The sequence below is a fragment of the Deinococcus cellulosilyticus NBRC 106333 = KACC 11606 genome (assembly GCF_007990775.1).
GTDB classification, from domain to species: Bacteria; Deinococcota; Deinococci; order Deinococcales; family Deinococcaceae; genus Deinococcus_C; species Deinococcus_C cellulosilyticus.
This window is the reverse complement of sequence record NZ_BJXB01000013.1, coordinates 43674-62013: the sequence shown is the minus strand read 5'-3', so window position 1 is coordinate 62013 and position 18340 is coordinate 43674. Positions and strand designations below refer to the sequence as shown.

The following is an 18340-nucleotide window of genomic DNA, read 5'->3' as shown; positions in this document are numbered from 1 at the left end:
GTAAACCATGGGCTATACCGCTTAGGGCAGAAGGCAGAAGGCAAAAACTCATGGCCATGCCTTTGCATTTGGAGCGGTCAGGTGTTTTTGAGGAAGCACTGCCTGGAGAACAGAAAGAACAAATTGTTGACCAACAAACAAAGCACAATAAAGGACTTGAAGCCTTCGTCCTTCTGCTTTCTGCCTTCTGAACCAATAAAAAATGGCGCTAAAAGCGCCATTTTTTATTGGTTCATCTCAGTCGTTGCTGCGTCCGCCACCAAACAGGCGAAGCAGGAACAGGAAGATGTTGATGAAATCAAGGTACAGGGTCAGGGCACCAAAGACAGCCAGTTTTTCTCCCATGTCCGTCTGGGTGATGCCTTCGCCACCAGAGAGGGCCATTTCCTTGAGTTTCTGCATGTCGTAAGCGGTCAGGGCGCAGAAGAGGATCACGCCGATCACGCTGATGACCATGCTGAGGGCAGACCCACCGATCCAGATGTTGGCGATGCTGGCGATGATCAGACCGATGACACCCATGAAGAGGATGGTGCCAAAGCGGCTCAGGTCCATCTTGGTGGTGTAACCAATGACAGCCATGGTCCCAAACATGCCTGCTGCGGTCACAAAGGCGGCAGTGATGTCAGAGCCTGCGTAGCGGAAGAAAATTCCAGAGAGGGTCAGACCGGTCAGAACAGCGTAACCGGAGAACAGGATGCCTGCGGTGGCTCCACTGATGCGGTTGATCATGAAGCCAAGACCAAAAACCACCCCGAGCTGCAACAGAACCAGCATCAGGTAGTTGCTGCGCACGAAGGTGAAAAGGCCTTCATTGGAGGCTGCAAAGAAGGCGGTGATGGCGGTCATCACCAGTCCGGCAGTCATCCAGGAGAAGGTGCGTCCCAGGAAGTTCCTGAGGGTGACACTTTGCGATTGGGTGAGTGAGTACATGAATCCTCCTTTTAGGTGTGTTCCCTGACTTCCATTATAGGTTTCTCTGGGTGTTCAGATTGTGAAACCGTGAAGCAGGTCACTTGAGATTGTAGCGTTCGTAGGCCACCATCCAGGTGCGCTCCCTGAGCAGGGGCATGATGGCAGCAAGCACACTTTCACTGTCTTTCATGTCGGGCAGCACCATCTGTTTGGGGGTTTCCAGCAGGTAGGCCGGGGCATTCTCTGGGAGGCCTGCCAGTTTGCGGGCACGCTGGATGCCGTTTTCCAGGGTTCCAAGTTCATCCACGAGGCCGTTGTCCAGGGCGTCCTTGCCGCTCCAGACCCGCCCTCGCCCGAGTTCATTGACCCGTTCTTTGCTGAGGTTGCGACCTTCTGAAACGCGGGTGGTGAAGAGGTCGTAGAAGTCCTCTGCCCCTTTTTGCAGGAAAGCCCGTTCTTCTTCAGTCAGGGGGTGTGCGGTGTCGAAACTGTCTGCCAGACGTCCCACTTTGATGCTTTCGGGATTCAGGCCGTATTTGGCATTGAAGCCTTGCAGGTTGGGTTTTCCGGAAATCACTCCGATGGAACCGGTGATGGTGGTGGGTGCTGCGATCACATGGTTGGCGTGGGTCAGCACGTAGTAGCCTCCGGAGGCAGCCACATTGCCCATCACAGCCACCACGGGCTTTTTGGCCCGGATGCGTTCCACTTCATGGCTGATCAGGTCGCTGGCCAGTGCAGACCCTCCACCCGAATTCACGAAAAGCACAATTGCTTTGGTGTCCTCGTCTTTTTCGGCAGTTCGCAGGGAACGGATGATGCTTTCGCTCCCAGCCATCTGCTCACCAAAGATGGGGAGGGGGATGGGAACATGGCGGGAGTGTCCTGGCACGATCATGCCTTCCAGGGAGACCACAGCCACCTTGCCTCCCTGTTCAGGCATCAGGGGGAGTTTCAGGAAACGGGAGGCCTGATTGAAAGGCTGGTGTTTCTTGCTGTACAGCACGTCCTCATAGGCGATGCGGTCCACCAGACCGTGCTGTCTGGCCTGCTCTGCGTTGGTGATGCCTGCGTCGATGGCTTCACGGACCTGCGCTTCAGAGAGGTTGCGGCTCTGGGCTACGGCCCGGACAAACTCTTCCATGAAACGGCTGACCAGCAGGGAACGCTGTTCCCTTTCGTATTCGTCCATGTGGTCATCGGTGAAGCGGGTGTAGGCGGTCTTGTATTCCTTGATGCGCACCACTTCCATCTCGATGCCGAGTTTCTGCAGGGCATCTTTGATGTAGGTGACCTGTGAGTGGAAGCCCAGCAGGTAGAATTCGGCGCTCGGGGGCACCACCACTTCGGTTCCGGCAGAGGCCAGATAGTAATCCATCATGTGGACGCTGTTGACCACCGAATAGACGGGTTTCTTGCTGGCGAGGCGCTCGATGGCTTCCCGGAGGGCAAAGGCAGTGGCCAGACCGGCCTGCACCCCTCCGAAACGCAGCACCACCCCTCTGAGCCAGTCGGCGTCTTCGAGCAGTTTCAGTTTGCGTCGGAAGACCGAGACACCCTGGGGCTCCTTGCGGGTGATGATGTTCAGAGGACTTTTCTCAGGGAATTCGGGGAATTCGCCCTGCACGTCCAGAATGACCCAGCCTGGTTTTTCACCGAGGTCTGCAATCTGGTGCTGGACCCCGGCCACAAAGTTGTAGATTTTGTTCTGAATTTCGCTCTTCATTTCCATCCAGTATTACGCGTTTTGGTGAGGAGAAGTTGCATCAAAGGCAACAGAGGAGTGAAGCCTCAGGCACAAAAAAAGGCGAGCCTGGCTCGCCTCTGAAACATCTTTGCTCAGTGCTGGTGTTCAGGGTGGGGGTCCCGGTCCAGCCATTTTTCTTCGATTTCGTGGTGACGCCATTTCAGGTGGACATGTTGGTCCACATGGTCCACTGCGCTCATGGGAATCCAGTGGTGCTTGCCACTTTCGTCTTTTGCCACTTTGATGAAATCCCGGTCCATGTGGTCCACCACGCCATGGGTGTTGCCATCGGCGCAGAGGATGGGCATGTGTTCGCGAATCTGTTCGGTTCCGTACATGTTGCCTCCTTTTGAAGTTGAGTGGATACATCCAAATGAGATTGAGTTCGCCTTGCTCGTTCTCAGGGTAGTTCCAGGTCCTTAGGTGGGCCTGACGGGCATGTGAATGCAGATTTAGGCTCCCTTTAAGAACTTCTTGTGCCAGAAACACAATGTCCGGTTTCTGCCCTTTCAGGCAAAATTCTTCTGCATGAGAAGCAAATCCCTTGAACCAGGTCAATATATGACAGAAATGTGCAGTGTCGTGAAAAAAACGTCATACAATGGGAGCATGCACTTTCAACTCAGTGATGACAGCCAGCTGATCCTCTCCCATGTGCGGGAATTTGCCCAGCACGAAATCGCTCCTCTGGCTGCCCAGTATGACCGCTCGGGGGAATACCCCTGGGAACAGCTTCGCAAACTGGCCGACATGGGCCTTCTGGGAGCCACCATCCCCGAACAGTACGGTGGTGCCGGTCTGGACTCCGTGACCTACGCCCTGTGCCTGGAAGAAATCGCCGCTGCAGATGCCAGTGTTGCCGTGATCATGAGCGTGCAAAATGGACTCCCTGAGCAGATGATCCTCAAATTCGGCACCGAGGAACAAAGGCAGAAGTTCCTGAAACCCCTTGCCCTCGGAGAGAAAATAGGGGCTTTCTGCCTCACCGAACCCAATGCAGGGTCAGATGCCGCAAGCCTCAGGCTCCATGCCCAGAAGGACGGCAACGAATGGGTCTTAAACGGCCAGAAAGCCTGGATCACCTCTGGGGGGCAGGCAGACACTTACATGGTGATGGCCCGCACCTCTGGCAGTGGAGCCAAAGGGGTGACCTGTTTTGTGGTTGAGAAGGACACACCGGGACTCTCCTTTGGCAAGCCTGAAGAGAAGATGGGACTGCATGCCGCACACACCACCACCGTGCAGTTCGACGATGTGAGCATCCCGGATGCCAACCGCATTGGAGAGGAAGGTCAGGGCCTGATCATTGCCCTCAACAGCCTGGATTCCGGGCGCATCGGGATTGCCATGCAGTCCATCGGAATTGCCCGTGCGGCCCTGGAAGCTGCAGCAAAATATGCCCTCACCCGTGAACAGTTCGGCAAGAAGATTTCTGAATTCGAGGGCGTTTCCTTCAAAATTGCAGAGATGGCTGCCCGCATAGAGGCTGCCCGTCTGGTGGCCCTCAAAGCGGCATGGTTGCGAGACCAGGGCAAAAAACACACCAGGGAATCGTCCATGGCGAAATTTCTGGCCTCTGACGCTGCGGTCTATGTGACCCGGGAAGCCGTGCAGATCTTCGGTGGCAACGGGTACAGCCGTGAATACCCTGTGGAGCGGTATTATCGGGATGCCAAGATCACCGAAATCTATGAAGGCACCAATGAGATTCAGAAGCTGGTGATCTCCCGACATGTGTTTGGGGAGTTCAGGGATTGAGTCTAGACTCAGTTCAAAAAGTTCGCTAAACTTAGACCAAGTACAAAACGGAGGGCTTTGATCAGCATGGATTTCAACCTGAGTGCCGAACAGAAACAGCTGCAGGCCATGGCAAGGGATTTCACCCGCAACGAGATCATCCCCATTGCTGCAGAATACGACCAGAAAGAAGAACTTCCCTGGGAGATCGTCGAAAAGGCTTTTGAACTGGGACTCCTCAATGTGGGCATCCCCGAGCATGCCGGAGGTCTGGGCCTCTCCATGCTCGATGAAGTGGTCATCGGCGAAGAACTGGCTTACGGCTGCATGGGCATCTACACCATCCTGATGGCCTCAGAACTGGGCATCACGCCCATTCTGCTGGGAGGCACCGAGGAGCAACAGAAACGCTTCCTGGCTCCACTGCTGGAAAAGCCCTCTCTGGCCGCTTTTGCCCTGTCAGAACCCAACAACGGCAGTGACGCTGCAGCCATGAACACCACCGCTGTCCTCGATGGGGACGAGTGGGTCATCAACGGAACCAAGATGTGGATTTCCAATGGTGGGGTTGCAGAGGTCACCGTGGTCTTCGCAACGGTGGACAAGAGTGCAGGGCACAGGGGCACGGTTGCCATCGTGGTGCCAAAAGATGCCCCCGGACAGAGTTACAACAAGATCAAGCACAAGATGGGGCAGCGGGCAAGCCTGACCAGCGAACTGGTCTTTCAGGATGTGCGGGTGCCAAAAGACCACATGCTGGGTGGCCCCGGAGATGGCTTCAAGATTGCCATGAAGACCCTGGACAAGACCCGCATTCCGGTGGCTGCAGGTTCGGTGGGCATTGCTAGACGTGCCCTTGAAGAGAGCATCAAGTATTCCCGTGAACGCAAGGCTTTTGGTAAACCCATCTCGGAGTTGCAGGCCATTCAGTTCAAACTGGCCGAGATGGCCATGGGTATCGAAACCGGACGCCTGATGACCTACAAAGCCGCATGGCTTGCCGACCAGGGGCAACCCCACGGCATGGAAAGTGCCATCGCCAAGGCTTACTGCTCTGAAATGGCTTTTGATGCAGCCAATGAGGCCATTCAGGTGCATGGGGGCTATGGATACGTGGGTGAGTATCCTGTTGAGAAGCTCCTCAGGGATGTCAAACTCAACCAGATCTATGAGGGCACCAACGAGATCCAGCGTGTGGTGATTGCCCGCAACCTGCTGCGGTAAATGAAAGCCTGAGAACAGGTCTGGCCGGGCAGTCCTGTACACTGGGAGAAGCACCAGACCTGTTTTTTCAGATGGAGAAAGTCGATTTTGCTCTGCGAGATGGAGCCATTTGATTTTCTCACCGTTGCGGAATAAAATTATACCGAGTACAAAACGAGGAGTGCCAACGATGAACATTCTGTGCGTGATCCGCCAAGTGCCGGACGGCGAAGCCAAACTTCGCATCAACAACTCAAAAGTCGACCTTGAAGGCGTGACCGTCATCATGGACGGCATGGACGAATACGGTGTGGAACAGGCCCTGCGCCTGCGGGAAAGTGGAGCCAGTGTCGAGCAGATCATTGTGCTCGCCGTGGGACCTGCCCGCAATGAGGACGCCATTCGCACCGCCCTGGCCATGGGTGCAGACCGGGCCATCCATGTGGAAACCAGCGAGTACCTGGACCCCATCGCCCTGAGCAAGATCGTGGCCCAGGTGGCCCAGGAAGAGAACGTCAGCCTGATCTTCACCGGTGGGCAACAATCCGACTGGGACTCCCAGGCTTTAGGGGCCTCCACTGCAGAGCGCCTGTCCTGGCCCCAGGTCACCTGGACCAACGCCCTCGAACTGTCGGGTGAAACCCTCAAGGGCAAGCACGACATCGACGAGGGAGCAGAAACCTTCGAAGTCGATTTGCCTGCAATCATCACCACCCAGCAGGGCCTGAACGACCCCAGGTACCCCACCCTGCCCAACATCATGAAAGCCAAGAAGAAAGAGCTGCGCAAGGACACCCTCGACAGATATGGTGTTCAGGCGAAGATCCGGCACGTCTCCAGCAACATTCAGGTCAAGGAACGTGCAGGCAAACTGATCGATGGTAAGGACCCCCAGGCCGCAGCCGCCCAGCTTCTGGAACTGCTGCGCAATGAAGCGAAGGTGATTTCATGATTCTGCTGGTTGCAGACCACAACAACGGCAAACCCTCCAAGATGGCCCTGGAACTGGTGCAGGCCGCCCGTGATCTGGGCCGTGAGGGTCCCATCACTGCACTCGTTCTCGGTCAGAACCTGACTGCGGTTGCCAATGAGCTGTCTCAGTACGTTGAGCAGGTGCTGGTTGCAGACCTGCCCCAGCTTGCAAACTACAACCCCGAGATCTGGGCTGCTGCCGTGACCCAGATCGCTCAGGAAGGGGAGGCCCACACCATCCTGGTGGGAGCCAGCCGTTCTGGCCGGGAATACAGCGCCCGTGTGGCCGTCAAACTGGATGCTCCCCTTCTTGAGGATGTCATCAAGGTGCAAGACCAGGGAGGGGCTCTGCAGGGCACCAAATACGCCTACCTGGCCCGCGTGACCGAGGTGTACGAGTCCAGTGCTCCGGTGACCGTGGTCAGTGTAAAACCTGGCGCTTACAATCCAGCTTCACCTGCAGGCAGTGCAGGCGAGCAGTACGATGTGGAGCTGGAACTCCCCACCAGCAGAACCCGGTCCACCGGCAAGGTGATTGAGAAGACCACCCGCGTTCCCCTCACCGAGGCGGACATTGTGATCACGGGTGGCCGTGGCGTGGGAAGCCCTGAGAACTTCTCCAGCCTGATTGAAGGTCTGGCCGACAATCTGGGTGCAGGGGTGGGAGCCACCCGCGCCGTTGTGGACGCTGGCTGGAGGCCTTACGGCGAACAGGTGGGCCAGACCGGGAAAACCGTTGCACCCAAAGCCTACATTGCCATTGGCGTCAGTGGGGCCGTGCAGCACCTCTCCGGGATGGGCAAGAGCAAGTATATCGTGGCCGTCAACAAGGACCCTGAAGCCCCCATCTTCAAAAATGCGGATTACGGCATTGTGGGCGACCTCCATCAGGTGATTCCTGCCCTGATCGAAGCCACCCGCAAGTAAGAAGCCAAAAAACACCGGCCCTTGAATAGAGGGCCGGTTTGCTCTGGATAAAATGGGAAACGATACGTGAAAATCTGGTGTCAACGCCTTGCCGTTGAAGGAAGCCAGAGGTTGCGACTGGATTCTTCAGGTGGCCAGGGACCCAAGGAGTGTGGTGCATGGTCAACATCAAAAAGGGCAGCTCTGAAGGCAACCGATCTCCAGAAGCATCAGCAATCTGGTTGCTGACGAAATGATTATTTCATGTTCATCTTTACATTGCTGTGACCAATATGAGTCACATGAGTTGGGGATTGTTTGTAAAAATTTCTTTATAAACTTTTGAAGGGTGATTGCTCATCAATACCATTGTCTTGAGAAACTTAAAAGATTTAAGAAATTAAAGGAGATGGAAGAATGACCCACCTCGAAACAAAACTGGCTCAGCTTTCTCCACTGCTGCACCAGTGGTACACCCCGGAAAAGCTGAAACACAACCTTGAGGAAGCGTTGCAGGTTGAACTGGACCGCCTGCAAAATCTGGAATTTGCGAAGGACTTTCATGACCATTGCCAGGTCCCTGGCAGTGAGCCAGCAGATTACCTCAACCGGTGGATGGGGGAGACCCTGATCGGGATTCGTTTCAGGGCACTGGACCTCAGCCGTCCCTTTGTGGATGTGATTTTGATGCCACAGTTGCCTGGAGATGCAGCAGGATTTCTGAAGGTGGCCAGGCAGGCGGCCACAGCCTGTGCCCTGTTTCAGCCAAAACATGCCCGGTTTTTTGTGCCCTCCCACATCGACCTTGGGCCACTGCCGGAGGGGTTCTTCTGGGAGAAGCGTTATCTGGCCCTGCCCATTCAGGAGGCCAGACAGTTGCCTCTCCCTTCCCGGCACGGGGACATCACCTTGCAACGGCCAGCAGAACTGGATTTTTATGAGGCTTACACGCAGATTTACCAGGACATTGCTGCTGTTCACCCGGACCATCCTGAGTATGCCACTCCAGAATCCAGAGAAGACCTGCAGGATTTGCTGGAAGAGGGAACCCTCTATCAGGTGATGCATGAGGACCAGTGGATCGGGGTTGTGGCTGCAACCCGATCTGCCGAGGAAGGTCTCAGTGGTTTTGTGGTCACAGAGATGCTGCTCAGGCCTGAATTTCAGGGAAGGGGCCTTGGGGCAGCCGCGCAGCGTCACCTCATTGAGAACCTTCCAGCTCTGGAAGACGACGTGCTGTTTGGGACCATCGACTCCAGAAACACCTCTGCCATTCGCGCAGCCCTCAAAAACCACCGCAAAGACATTGGCGGATACCTCTGGGTTAAGGTCTGATCACTTTTGAAGTGTTGTCTGCACTGAAAACACTTGATCTGGTTGGGCTCCGACTGGTCCACCGGGAAATTGAAGTTGGATGACCAGACCCCGGGAAGTGTTTAAGCCGTTTCTCCTACCAGACATTAAGCCCTCTTCTGCCCTCTGGTAGGCTTTTTCTTTCATGTGCAGGGTGCTGGGGGTCTGGTACTTTGAAACACGGAAAGTTCATGTAACGGTCAGGGCTCAAAACCCCTGCTGGCGCATGCAGCCCTGCTGTCCTTGCGTACCACATGCTGCTTTCCAGAGGTGATGGCTCAGTCTGGTAGAGCGGATGGAGTGTCCATCAGGTCGAAGGTTCAAATCCTTCTCACTTCACCACGGATACGCCTGGCGGTCAGGCAACGAACTTGGGGTTCGTCGGGTTTTCCCACCGTAGGTTCGACTCCTACATCCAGCTTTGGTTTTAGCTCAGAGGTAGAGCGTCCGATGTCCAATCGGATGGTCGCGGGTTCGATCCCTGCAAGCCAATCCACACGACTGGAAATCGTGCTTTTTTTGTTCGAAGTTTCCGGAGGGTCCTGGTCTGCCCTCTTCTCGCTGCGCTTTCCTCTCCCACAAGGAGAGGTGGGTCAAGCGAGGAGAGGTGCAAAATCCCTCCACCTGCATTGCGCAGGCTGGGTTCCGCCACGTCCAGGCAGGTTGCAGGGTGTGGGTGAGGAAAAGCAACCGCCGCAACGTGTGTGCAACCCATCTTCCATGCAGGGGAGGTCCAGCCTTCCGGAAGCCTTTTTGTGCCCCACAAACCGAGAGATCATTTTGATTCCATCCGGGTGAATTTTGCGCCCGCCCGGATGCCTGAAAGGAGGTGCGCAGAGCATGAAGACCATCGAGAAGTCCCTGTTCACAACCAAGGTGAGTGTGAAGCCCTTTGAAAGGGTCCTGCTGTATCACCGAGACCGTCTGGTCCGCATTCTGACAGGAGGGGAGTACACCTTCTGGGGACGTCAGTACAGCACGGAAGTGTTCAACGTCAACCAGCCCCTCTTCAAGCATGCTTTGCAGGATTACCTGCTTGCCGAGCGCACCGACCTTGTTCGTGAGTTCTTCGAGGTGGTTTCCACTTCAGACCAGCAGATTGCTGTGGTGACCCGCAACCAGGACCTGCTGGATGTGGTGATGCCCCGCAACGTGCAGCTGTACTGGAAGGGATTCAGCCCCCTGAGCGTCGAACTGATCGAGGTAAAGGGTGGAGTGACCCTGCCTGCGGACCATCTGCTCCTGACCCAGAAGTACAACGCTGTGCTGACCCGCGTGTTCACCGATGTGAACACTGGCGACAGGCAGTTTGCACTGGTGGAACGTGCAGGTCACCTCGCAGATATTGTGCTGCCCAGGGAGCGCAAGCTGTACCTGCATGAAGCCCTCAGGACCACGGTGACTTACCAGGCCCTCAGGCAGAGTGTGGACCAGACCACGCAGGATGTGATCCGCACATCCCATGCAGACTGGCTCTCCCTGTTTGACGCCTACCAGCTTTCTGACACCGAGATTGGCGTGGTGCGCCACAACAACAAGGTGATCGACGTGCGTGGATCGGGCCAGAGCCTGATGTACCTGAAGGTTGCCCATGTGGAGGTCGAGATCCTGAGCATCCGGGACCAGTTCGAGCTGACCCCTGAGCAGTACGACGCCCTGAGAACTGCGGATGTGGCCGTACGCACTTACGCCATCGACGAGATCGAGGTGCCCGAGTACCACCTGGGGATGCTGTTCGTGGATGGAGCCCTGAGCCGTGTGCTGCCTGCCGGACGGTACGCTTTCTGGAAGTTTGGCCGCGCTTACCGGGTGAAGCTCAACGATCAGCGTTTGCAGACCCTGGAGGTTTCTGGACAGGAAATCCTGACCCGTGACAAGGTGGCCCTGCGCCTCAACCTGACTGCCGGGTACCGCGTGACCGATGTGCTGGAAGCCACTTCCCGATTCTCTGACATCGAGCAGTACCTCTACCGTGAACTGCAGCTTGGTCTGCGTGCAGCCGTGGGAACCCGCTCCCTGGACGAGTTGCTGGAAGACAAGGGGGTTCTGGATGCCGTGGTGATCCAGCACATCCGGAGCCGCACCGAAGGCATGGGGATCGTGATGGAATCTGTCGGGGTGAAGGACATCATCTTGCCCGGAGAGATGAAGACCATCCTTGCCCAGGTTGTGCAGGCTGAGAAGTCTGCCCAGGCCAACGTGATCCGCAGGCGTGAGGAGACCGCTGCCACCCGAAGCCTGCTGAACACCGCAAAGGTCATGGAAGACAACCCTGTCGCCCTGCGCCTCAAGGAGCTCGAAACCCTGGAAAGGGTCACCGAGAAGATCGACAACATCAGCGTGTATGGTGGGCTGGATGGGGTGTTGAATGACCTGGTGAGGATTCGCAAGTGAAAAAAAGGAGCCTCTCAGGGCTCCTTTTTGATTTTGCTTTTCTCAGCCTTCTTCGCCAGCGATCTGGTACTCCTGCAGGTCCCCTTCACCGAAATGCAGGGTGGCGGTGTAGGTGGTGTTGGTGCTCAGGTTGGTGAGCATCACAGGCAGGATGTCCTCTTCGCCTCTGGGCACCAGGGTCACCCCTTCGGCCTGGATTTGATCGCCTGCACTGAAACCTGGATGGTTGCTGCTTTCCACGGTCCCGAGGCGCACATTCTCGCGCTCATCGCGGGGGGATACGGTCAGGGTGTAATGGGTGGTTGTGGTCATGTTTTCGAGTCTAGGATGCCTGCCCTTTTTTGAGGGTGTGATCCGATGCTGAACGTCACTCCGGGCAGGGTGAACGCAAAGTCGCTGATGGGTCGATGTCATTGCAGAAAGCCGTCAGCCATCAGCTTTCAGCCGTCAGCATCAGACACAACTTCGCTTTCACTTCAGCCAGAAAAAACAGCTGATTTGTTCTCCAGTACAGTGCACATCTCTGTAGCCTGTTGCGAAAGCATCAAACAATCTTTTGCTGACAGCTGACCGCTGATCGCTGATCGCTCCACGTCGTTGGAATGGTCAGATTTCGTGCCTCCCTTGCTCTCCAAGGGTGCATCAGGTACAGTTGCGTGCTCTATTATGTTATAAGCTAAATTCTATGGAGAGTTACGACAACAGAGACCTCTGGATGACCCGGCTCGACCCGGCATTCGAGGAAATGGTGACCTTCTTCGAGTTCCACGGGGTGCAACTGCGCTGGCTGGATGAAGTGGAAGAGGTCATGGAAGTGGGCGAGGAAACCTCCACCTTCGTGAATGGTTTCTGCGCCTTCCACCAGGGCAAACTGCTCGCCTCCTGCCAGGGGGGAGACTTCAAGAACCGCATCCACGAAACCCTCAAGGAAGTGGCCCTCAGGTTCACCGAAATGGGTTACCGGGTGCCCGGATTCCGCTTCGGACTCGCTGGCTGAGACCTGAATATTTCAGCCCTCAGAATTCTTTCTGAGGGCTTTCTGTTGTTGCCTTGTTATTGAACCGCTGGAATGTCCATCACCGGATATTGTCCGGATTCTGCATCCTGCAAGCCCTCCTGCAGGGCGTACCTCAGATGCTGGTCCAGTGCCTCCAGAGCAGCCAGGCGGTCAGTCTGCTGCAGGAACGCTCTGGAGAAGCGCAGGATGACTCCTCTTGCCTGATCGGTGACTCCATCTTGCACAGTCAGGTCCATGTGGCTGTCAGAGAGGTGGGTGGACACTTCGTAATTGCTGTCGTTTTGAATGATGTGCCGGACTTCCTGGGCCAGAAAATCCGCTGTGTTCTGGTCAAATTCCATGCCCGCAGTCTAGGAGATCTGCAAGACTGGTTCTGTGGAAAATGCTGAAAAGGGGAGAGGCGAGCCGACGGCCCGCCCCTACAGATGACAGGTTAGGTTTCAGAAGGTCAGAACACCACAAATTTGTGCTGGACCTTTTTGCCCTCGATGGTGAGCCAGGCCATGCTGATGGGAAGGTTAAACCGCTTGGGTCCCACAGATCCGGGGTTCAAAAAGAGCACCCCATCTTTCTTTTCAGCAATGGGGATGTGGGTGTGTCCTGAGAGGATCACATCGAACCCGGCCTCTTCAGGTTTGAGATCCAGTTCTTCGAGGTTGTGCAGCATGTACAGCCACACCTCCCCGAGTTTGATGGCGTGGGTGCGTGGCAGGTGCTTGTAAAACCAGGGGTCGCGATCCACGTTGCCGCGCACGGCGTACATCGGGGCGATGGTGGAGAGTTCTTCGTGAATTTCGATTTTGCCCACATCTCCTGCATGCAGGATGAAGTCGGCACCTTCAAGCTGGGCTTTGACCTCGGGTCTGAGGAGCCCGTGGGTGTCAGAAACAATCGCAATACGCATAGTCAGGTCCGTTCAGACCCAAGTCTACTCGAATCTCCATCATGTAAAGTAAAATTGAGCGGTGACATTTCGCGGCTTTCAAGCGCAGTGATCGTGCCACAACGTGTAGGGTTTGGGTTTGATGTGGAGGTCTGAGGAAATCAATGCACATTCTGATCACAGGCGCATCAAGCGGCATTGGTCTGATCACTGCTGAGGCCCTGCTGGAAGCCGGGCACCAGGTGACTGTGGCTGCCAGACGGTACAACCGTTTCGCCAATCTGCAGGCCATGTACGGTCCAGAGTACCTGCTGGCTGTGAAAGCCGATCTGCGGGTGGAAGCAGAACTCGTCAATCTGGCCCGTGAGGCCAGAAGCATGTTTGGTCCCGTCGATGTGCTGATCAACAATGCCGGGGTGAGTCGAGGTCCTGGCTGGCACGAGGATGCCCGGGCGATGGATGTGTTGCAGCTCAACCTGATGGCTGCAGTGCGCCTGAGCCAGCTGGTGCTGCCAGACATGCTGGAGCGCAAAAAGGGACACATCATCAACATCGGCTCGGTGGCAGGTCATATTCCGGTCAGCACCCTTTATTCGGCTTCGAAGTTCGGTTTGCGGGGGTTCAGTCTGGCCCTGCGCAGAGAACTGCTGGGAACCGGAGTGCATGTTTCGCTGATCTCCCCCGGGTTTGTGGAGACCGAAATGACCGCCAGACGCAAGGTGCCCAAAATACCACCGGGCAAAGTGGCGGAACTGGTCCTCAGGCTCATGCAGCACCCTCGCCCTGAAGTGGTGATTCCTGCATACTATAAAATACTGATTGGTCTGGAGCATCTGTTTCCTTCCCTGGTGGACCGAATTGTGCGGGGCCGCCAGAAGTTTGAAACAAACTGATATGATCACCTCATTAAAGGAGCGTTGAGCGTGCTGGAAGTGCTGCAAATGGGAAGCCGAGCCTGGAGTGAACCTCGCACCGTCCGGGTGTTTGTTCCAGATCAGCTGAATCCCAGGGAAGCCCGGGTGCTGGTGATGCTGGACGGTCAGAATGCCTTCGACCAGTCCACGGCATTCATTGATTCATGGAATGCCCACCAGGTGCTGCAGGCCCGTGCCATGAAAGGGGACGCTTTCGCCATTGTGGCCGTCAACAACGCGGGTGAAGCCCATGCCCGTCTGCACGAATACAACCTGAAGAAGGGTGCCCCGGCCCTCGGAGAGGCCATCTTCAGCGATGTGCTTCCCAGAATTGGCCGTGAATTTGGCCTCAAAATGCATGGCCAGAACATTGCGGTGATGGGGGCGGGTCTGGCAGGGGTGTGCTCGCTGTACCTCGGGCTCCGCTACTCTGTGGCCCTGACCGCCTGCATCAGCCCGTCTTTGTGGGTGTGGGGGGCAGATGTGAATGCATTCGTGCACGCAAGCCATGGCAACAACCGCATCTACCTGGACACCGGCACCCATGAGGCCGGAGCACACGCCCTCAACCAGGAGAACCTCAAAAAGGTGCGTTCACTCCGGGAAGACCTGATTCGCGCAGGCCATCAGGTGGCCTACCAGGAAGTGGCTGGAGGCACCCACTCTGAAAAACACTGGAGGCAACGCCTGCCCACCGTGCTGGACGCCTTCATGAATTTTGAAGAAGTGTCCAGAGCGATGCATTAAAAGTTGACAGTTGTCAGTTTACAGTGGACAGTTCAGGGAAAGATCAGAGGGCACCTGAAGAGACATGGTCGCCTTTCTCTGCGAATTGAGCAAAGTTTCATGGCCTGTGTCGACCATTGGCTCAAAAATCTCGCTGTAAACTGTCCACTGTAAACTTCTCGAGCCAGCATCTCCCTTTCGTCGTGCCGATGAACTGCTTCAGGCTTTCTCTGGCCGGTAGATGGGCATGGGCTCTCCGTAAATCTGCTGGTAGATGAAATCCAGCCGTTTCACGTAACTCCAGGCCGTGACGGGGTGCATCTTGACCTCCAGATGCCGCTCGATCCATTCGGAGATGCTGTTGGCGGTCCAGCGGCCGCCCCCGGGAGGGGCAGCGAGCAGGGCCTGCTGCAGGGATTCTGCCTGCTCGTCAGAGAGGGCTTTGCGTTTGCCCCCAGGGTTGTGCCGGTGTCCGTCCATCAGGCCGTTGGGACCCTCCTGGTTCCAGCGGTGCACGATCTTGCGCACCCACACCTCGGTGAAGCCTGTGATTTCTGCAACGTGTTGCACGGTGAAATCGGGGTGTTTGCTCATCAGCCAGATCACCTGCCATCGCATCTTCTCCTTGATGGAGGGGCAGTTTTTGTAGCGGTGCTGGATGTCACGCAGGGGAAGGTGAGGCTGGATTTTCAGGGGACGTTGTGGCATAGGGCCTCCAGGACAGGCAGATCGGGGACAAAAACACGCACCCCGGACTGGATCAGGGGTTCAGAAGTTGTAACTATGATGAATAATTATCTTACACAATAGCTCAAAAATCAATGGGAGCGCTTCAATGGGGTTGGTGCGGATGAGGCCTGACCAGGGGACCAGTCTCTTTGCAGAAGCTTCAGCGATCAGCAAAAAGCACCTGAAGGGCCTGGGCATGATTCATGGCAGACTTCAAAGCATCTGGAAGGGTGAAACATTTCAGGTGAAAGCACAAAAAAGCCCTTCCTGCAGGAAGGGCTGGAAAGCACCAGAATTCAATCGAAGTGCACAGCTTTGATGGTGTATTTGATGGTCATCTTCTCATTGGGACGCACCACCACCACATCACCGACATTTTTGCCCAGCAATTCCTGGCCCAGAGGGCTCTGGTCGCTGATTTTCTTCTTGAAGACATCGGCCTCGTAAGCACCGACGATTTCCAGGGTCTGGGTTTTGCCCTTCTCGTCTTCGATTTCGACTCTGGCACCCAGGGCCACACCACTTCTGCGGCTGGCTTCCACCTTGTACTTCACCTTGGAGAGGTCCAGGCTGGAGCTTTTCAGTTCGGTGAGGTCCTCGACCACCACCACAGCTTTGCTGACCAGTTCTTCAAGTTCAGCAATCTTGGCCTCGTTCTCGGACTGCAGCATGCGTGCCTCATCGTAGGCAGCACTTTCCCGGAGGTCGCCGTCTGCGATGGCCTTGCCCATGTAATCGCTGATTTCGGGGCGGCGGACTTTCTTGAGGTAATCGAGGTCATTGATGAGCTTCTCGTAGCCCTTGACGGTGATTTCGTGTGTTTTGGTCATGGTTGTCCTTCTTCTTCAGGTTTTTCAGGAGACAACGCGAGTGAGATCCACTCGCGTTTGTCTGAGAATGCTTATTTTACCAGCTATTGCTGGAGGTGAGCATGAGACGCAGCTCATGTGCGCTGGTGGCGCTGGAAATCGCCTCATCCAGGGTGATGTGCTGGTTCTCGTACAGGTGCACGAGGTGCTGGTCGAAGGTGTGCATGCCGCGCAGGTTGTCCTCGGCCAGAGCGTCCTTGATGAGGGGGGTTTTTTCCTCGTCGCGGATGTACTCGCGGATGAGCGGGGTGTTGATCAGGGCCTCGTAGGCCAGCACGCGGCCTTCGCCGGTGGCCTTGCGCAACAGGCGCTGGCTGATGATCCCGATCAGAGAATCTGACATCTGGATGCGGATCTGTTCCCGTTCGTGCGGGGCAAAGAAATCGATGATGCGGTTCACGGTGCGCATGGCGTCCTGGGTGTGCAGGGTGCTCAGCACCAGGTGTCCGGTCTGGGCAGCCGAGAGGGCCGCCTCCACGGTTTCCTTGTCGCGCATCTCCCCGATCAGGATCACGTCCGGGTCCTGACGCAGGGCGTACTTCAGGGCACTCTTGAAGTCCGAGGTGTCCTGCCCGACCTCGCGCTGCACCACAATGCTCTGGTGGTTCTTGTGCAAAAACTCGATGGGGTCCTCAATGGTGATGATGTTGTACGCAAAGTGGCGGTTGATGTAATCCACCATGCTGGCCAGCGTCGTGGATTTCCCGGACCCGGTGGGACCCGTCACCAGAATCAGGCCACGGTCCTGGTTCACGTACTCTTCAAGCAGGGAGGTGGGCAAACCCAGGGATTCAAAGCTCGGGATGTTGTTGTGAATCACCCGCATCACGATGCCCACGCTGCCACGCTGTTTGAACACGTTGCAACGGAAGCGGCCCACACTGGGGAAGGAATACCCGAAGTCCATCTCGAAGCGGTTCTCAAACTCGGCCAGCTGGCGTTCGGTCATCAGTTCCTTGATGATGGAGCGCATGTCGTCAGGGGTGAGGATTTTGTCACCGAAGCGGGACAGATGACCGTCAATGCGGGCGATGGGAGGAGACCCGACGTGCAAGTGAATGTCGGAGGCTCGCCGTGAGATCATTTGGATAGCAAGTTCACCAATCATAGCAGTCCCATATTGTCGATCAGGCGCACGTTGAAGAGACGTGCTGCCACGAGAAGCCTGTGGTCGCGTTCGCCTAGCACTTCGACCTGTTGCAGGGTCGCTGCATCGACCAGTGTGAAGTACTCCAATTTTAGCTCTTCTTCGCGGGCTAAAACCACCCTCCCGGCCTCAAGGATGGCTTCAGCGTTGCGCTCACCTTGCTGAAATGCTGCCCTGGACGCCATCAAGGCCCGGTAGATCACATCTGCTCGACTCTTTTGTTCTGGGGTGAAATAGCTGTTGCGGCTGCTCATGGCAAGACCGCTCTCTTCCCGCAGGGTGGGGCAGGCCACAATGCGGGTGGGGTGATTGAGGTCCCGGACCAGTTGCCGGATCACCGCCACCTGCTGAAAATCCTTCTCACCAAAATAGGCCGACTGGGCACCCACGATGTTCAGCAGCTTCAGCACCACTGTGGCAACGCCCGAGAAGTGGCCGGGTCGTTTTTCCCCTTCCAGGGGCAGGGCTGCCCCTTTCACCTCAATGCTGGTGGCAAACCCTTCTGGATACATCTCACGCACATCCGGCGCAAAAATGAGGTCTGCCCCTGCTTCCTGAGCAATCTGCATGTCATGTTCAAGGTCTCTGGGATAACTGGCGAAGTCCTCGCTGGGACCAAACTGGGTGGGATTCACAAAAATGCTGAGGACCACCGTCTGGTGGTCCTGCCGGGCCTGCCGGATCAGGCTGGCGTGGCCCTGATGCAAAAACCCCATGGTGGGCACAAAACCCACGCTGGTCTGACCTTGCAGGAGCTCACGCAGAGCGGAAATGGTGTGGACGACTTGCATGCTGATTCATGATACCGGGTTTGTTCTGACGGAAGT

20 protein-coding genes and 2 tRNA genes are annotated in these 18340 nt (G+C 56.1%); 12 read left to right on the top strand and 10 right to left on the bottom strand.

Features of this window, described 5'->3' with window-relative positions:
- The first annotated feature begins 50 nt into the window (after window positions 1-50).
- Window positions 51-191 carry a hypothetical protein gene (locus DC3_RS29205; RefSeq protein WP_186816050.1) on the top strand — a complete coding sequence of 47 codons (141 nt, stop codon included), beginning with the start codon at window positions 51-53 and terminating at the stop codon, window positions 189-191.
- 46 nt (window positions 192-237) lie between these two features.
- Here the strand turns inward: DC3_RS29205 and DC3_RS14795 are convergent, their stop codons facing one another.
- The 3 genes from DC3_RS14795 to DC3_RS14785 form a co-directional block, all read right to left on the bottom strand.
- Window positions 238-933: a Bax inhibitor-1/YccA family protein gene (locus DC3_RS14795; protein WP_146885598.1), complete on the bottom strand. Its 696-nt coding sequence runs from the start codon at window positions 931-933 to the stop codon at window positions 238-240.
- Window positions 934-1012: 79 nt separating this feature from the next.
- Complete coding sequence (gene sppA, locus DC3_RS14790) at window positions 1013-2641, bottom strand: signal peptide peptidase SppA (protein ID WP_186816049.1); 1629 nt, start codon at window positions 2639-2641, stop codon at window positions 1013-1015.
- 113 nt (window positions 2642-2754) lie between these two features.
- Window positions 2755-3000, bottom strand: coding sequence for a DUF2171 domain-containing protein (locus tag DC3_RS14785; RefSeq protein ID WP_146885594.1), 246 nt, complete (start codon window positions 2998-3000; stop codon window positions 2755-2757).
- Between the two features lie 271 nt (window positions 3001-3271).
- Here DC3_RS14785 and DC3_RS14780 point away from each other — a divergent pair, with 271 nt between their 5' ends.
- The 8 genes from DC3_RS14780 to DC3_RS14745 all read left to right on the top strand — a co-directional run bounded on the left by DC3_RS14780 (window position 3272) and on the right by DC3_RS14745 (window position 11227).
- Complete coding sequence (locus tag DC3_RS14780) at window positions 3272-4420, top strand: acyl-CoA dehydrogenase (protein WP_146885592.1); 1149 nt, start codon at window positions 3272-3274, stop codon at window positions 4418-4420.
- Window positions 4421-4486: 66 nt separating this feature from the next.
- Window positions 4487-5623: an acyl-CoA dehydrogenase family protein gene (locus DC3_RS14775; RefSeq protein WP_146885590.1), complete on the top strand. Its 1137-nt coding sequence runs from the start codon at window positions 4487-4489 to the stop codon at window positions 5621-5623.
- A gap of 169 nt (window positions 5624-5792) precedes the next feature.
- On the top strand, window positions 5793-6554 hold the full coding sequence (locus tag DC3_RS14770) for an electron transfer flavoprotein subunit beta/FixA family protein (RefSeq protein ID WP_146885588.1): 762 nt from the start codon (window positions 5793-5795) through the stop codon (window positions 6552-6554).
- The gene (locus DC3_RS14765) at window positions 6551-7501 is read left to right on the top strand and encodes an electron transfer flavoprotein subunit alpha/FixB family protein (protein WP_146885586.1); all 951 of its coding nucleotides are present in this window, start codon (window positions 6551-6553) and stop codon (window positions 7499-7501) included. The genes DC3_RS14770 and DC3_RS14765 overlap by 4 nt, the downstream gene beginning before the upstream one ends.
- A gap of 396 nt (window positions 7502-7897) precedes the next feature.
- The gene (locus DC3_RS14760; protein ID WP_146885584.1) at window positions 7898-8815 is read left to right on the top strand and encodes a GNAT family N-acetyltransferase; all 918 of its coding nucleotides are present in this window, start codon (window positions 7898-7900) and stop codon (window positions 8813-8815) included.
- Between the two features lie 285 nt (window positions 8816-9100).
- Window positions 9101-9175, top strand: a tRNA-His gene (locus tag DC3_RS14755).
- Window positions 9176-9254: 79 nt separating this feature from the next.
- Window positions 9255-9329, top strand: a tRNA-Gly gene (locus DC3_RS14750).
- Window positions 9330-9673: 344 nt separating this feature from the next.
- Window positions 9674-11227, top strand: a complete 1554-nt coding sequence (locus DC3_RS14745; RefSeq protein ID WP_146885582.1) for a slipin family protein — start codon at window positions 9674-9676, stop codon at window positions 11225-11227.
- 42 nt (window positions 11228-11269) lie between these two features.
- Here the strand turns inward: DC3_RS14745 and DC3_RS14740 are convergent, their stop codons facing one another.
- On the bottom strand, window positions 11270-11539 hold the full coding sequence (locus DC3_RS14740) for a hypothetical protein (protein ID WP_146885581.1): 270 nt from the start codon (window positions 11537-11539) through the stop codon (window positions 11270-11272).
- A 373-nt stretch (window positions 11540-11912) separates the two neighbouring features.
- On the opposite strand from DC3_RS14740, the gene DC3_RS14735 reads away from it, so the two are divergent.
- Entirely contained in the window at window positions 11913-12224 is a 312-nt protein-coding gene (locus DC3_RS14735) for a hypothetical protein (protein ID WP_146885579.1), read from the top strand.
- Window positions 12225-12280: 56 nt separating this feature from the next.
- Here DC3_RS14735 and DC3_RS14730 read toward each other — a convergent pair whose 3' ends face one another.
- Both DC3_RS14730 and DC3_RS14725 read right to left on the bottom strand, forming a co-directional pair.
- On the bottom strand, window positions 12281-12586 hold the full coding sequence (locus DC3_RS14730; protein WP_146885577.1) for a hypothetical protein: 306 nt from the start codon (window positions 12584-12586) through the stop codon (window positions 12281-12283).
- 107 nt (window positions 12587-12693) lie between these two features.
- Window positions 12694-13149 carry a metallophosphoesterase family protein gene (locus DC3_RS14725; RefSeq protein ID WP_146885575.1) on the bottom strand — a complete coding sequence of 152 codons (456 nt, stop codon included), beginning with the start codon at window positions 13147-13149 and terminating at the stop codon, window positions 12694-12696.
- A 143-nt stretch (window positions 13150-13292) separates the two neighbouring features.
- On the opposite strand from DC3_RS14725, the gene DC3_RS14720 reads away from it, so the two are divergent.
- Entirely contained in the window at window positions 13293-14021 is a 729-nt protein-coding gene (locus DC3_RS14720; protein WP_146885573.1) for an SDR family NAD(P)-dependent oxidoreductase, read from the top strand.
- Window positions 14022-14051: 30 nt separating this feature from the next.
- Window positions 14052-14789 (top strand): alpha/beta hydrolase, encoded by a 738-nt coding sequence (locus DC3_RS14715; protein ID WP_146885571.1) that lies wholly within the window; start codon window positions 14052-14054, stop codon window positions 14787-14789.
- 198 nt (window positions 14790-14987) lie between these two features.
- Here the strand turns inward: DC3_RS14715 and DC3_RS14710 are convergent, their stop codons facing one another.
- The 4 genes from DC3_RS14710 to panC all read right to left on the bottom strand — a co-directional run bounded on the left by DC3_RS14710 (window position 14988) and on the right by panC (window position 18304).
- The gene (locus DC3_RS14710) at window positions 14988-15476 is read right to left on the bottom strand and encodes a helix-turn-helix domain-containing protein (protein ID WP_146885569.1); all 489 of its coding nucleotides are present in this window, start codon (window positions 15474-15476) and stop codon (window positions 14988-14990) included.
- Window positions 15477-15793: 317 nt separating this feature from the next.
- Window positions 15794-16327 carry a GreA/GreB family elongation factor gene (locus DC3_RS14705; RefSeq protein WP_146885567.1) on the bottom strand — a complete coding sequence of 178 codons (534 nt, stop codon included), beginning with the start codon at window positions 16325-16327 and terminating at the stop codon, window positions 15794-15796.
- Window positions 16328-16403: 76 nt separating this feature from the next.
- A complete protein-coding gene (locus tag DC3_RS14700; RefSeq protein WP_146885565.1) occupies window positions 16404-17474 on the bottom strand; it encodes a type IV pilus twitching motility protein PilT in 1071 nt (356 codons plus the stop codon).
- Entirely contained in the window at window positions 17471-18304 is an 834-nt protein-coding gene (gene panC / locus DC3_RS14695) for a pantoate--beta-alanine ligase (protein ID WP_146885555.1), read from the bottom strand. Before panC ends, DC3_RS14700 begins: the two co-directional genes overlap by 4 nt.
- Window positions 18305-18340 lie beyond the last annotated feature (36 nt).

Bases quoted from the DNA above. Each gene is read 5' to 3' on its own strand.
- DC3_RS29205 (WP_186816050.1), top strand. From the start codon at position 51: ATGGCCATGCCTTTGCATTTGGAGCGGTCAGGTGTTTTTGAGGAAGCA.
- DC3_RS14795 (WP_146885598.1), bottom strand. From the start codon at position 933: ATGTACTCACTCACCCAATCGCAAAGTGTCACCCTCAGGAACTTCCTG.
- sppA (WP_186816049.1), bottom strand. From the start codon at position 2,641: ATGAAGAGCGAAATTCAGAACAAAATCTACAACTTTGTGGCCGGGGTC.
- DC3_RS14785 (WP_146885594.1), bottom strand. From the start codon at position 3,000: ATGTACGGAACCGAACAGATTCGCGAACACATGCCCATCCTCTGCGCC.
- DC3_RS14780 (WP_146885592.1), top strand. From the start codon at position 3,272: ATGCACTTTCAACTCAGTGATGACAGCCAGCTGATCCTCTCCCATGTG.
- DC3_RS14775 (WP_146885590.1), top strand. From the start codon at position 4,487: ATGGATTTCAACCTGAGTGCCGAACAGAAACAGCTGCAGGCCATGGCA.
- DC3_RS14770 (WP_146885588.1), top strand. From the start codon at position 5,793: ATGAACATTCTGTGCGTGATCCGCCAAGTGCCGGACGGCGAAGCCAAA.
- DC3_RS14765 (WP_146885586.1), top strand. From the start codon at position 6,551: ATGATTCTGCTGGTTGCAGACCACAACAACGGCAAACCCTCCAAGATG.
- DC3_RS14760 (WP_146885584.1), top strand. From the start codon at position 7,898: ATGACCCACCTCGAAACAAAACTGGCTCAGCTTTCTCCACTGCTGCAC.
- DC3_RS14745 (WP_146885582.1), top strand. From the start codon at position 9,674: ATGAAGACCATCGAGAAGTCCCTGTTCACAACCAAGGTGAGTGTGAAG.
- DC3_RS14740 (WP_146885581.1), bottom strand. From the start codon at position 11,539: ATGACCACAACCACCCATTACACCCTGACCGTATCCCCCCGCGATGAG.
- DC3_RS14735 (WP_146885579.1), top strand. From the start codon at position 11,913: ATGGAGAGTTACGACAACAGAGACCTCTGGATGACCCGGCTCGACCCG.
- DC3_RS14730 (WP_146885577.1), bottom strand. From the start codon at position 12,586: ATGGAATTTGACCAGAACACAGCGGATTTTCTGGCCCAGGAAGTCCGG.
- DC3_RS14725 (WP_146885575.1), bottom strand. From the start codon at position 13,149: ATGCGTATTGCGATTGTTTCTGACACCCACGGGCTCCTCAGACCCGAG.
- DC3_RS14720 (WP_146885573.1), top strand. From the start codon at position 13,293: ATGCACATTCTGATCACAGGCGCATCAAGCGGCATTGGTCTGATCACT.
- DC3_RS14710 (WP_146885569.1), bottom strand. From the start codon at position 15,476: ATGCCACAACGTCCCCTGAAAATCCAGCCTCACCTTCCCCTGCGTGAC.
- DC3_RS14705 (WP_146885567.1), bottom strand. From the start codon at position 16,327: ATGACCAAAACACACGAAATCACCGTCAAGGGCTACGAGAAGCTCATC.
- DC3_RS14700 (WP_146885565.1), bottom strand. From the start codon at position 17,474: ATGATTGGTGAACTTGCTATCCAAATGATCTCACGGCGAGCCTCCGAC.
- panC (WP_146885555.1), bottom strand. From the start codon at position 18,304: ATGCAAGTCGTCCACACCATTTCCGCTCTGCGTGAGCTCCTGCAAGGT.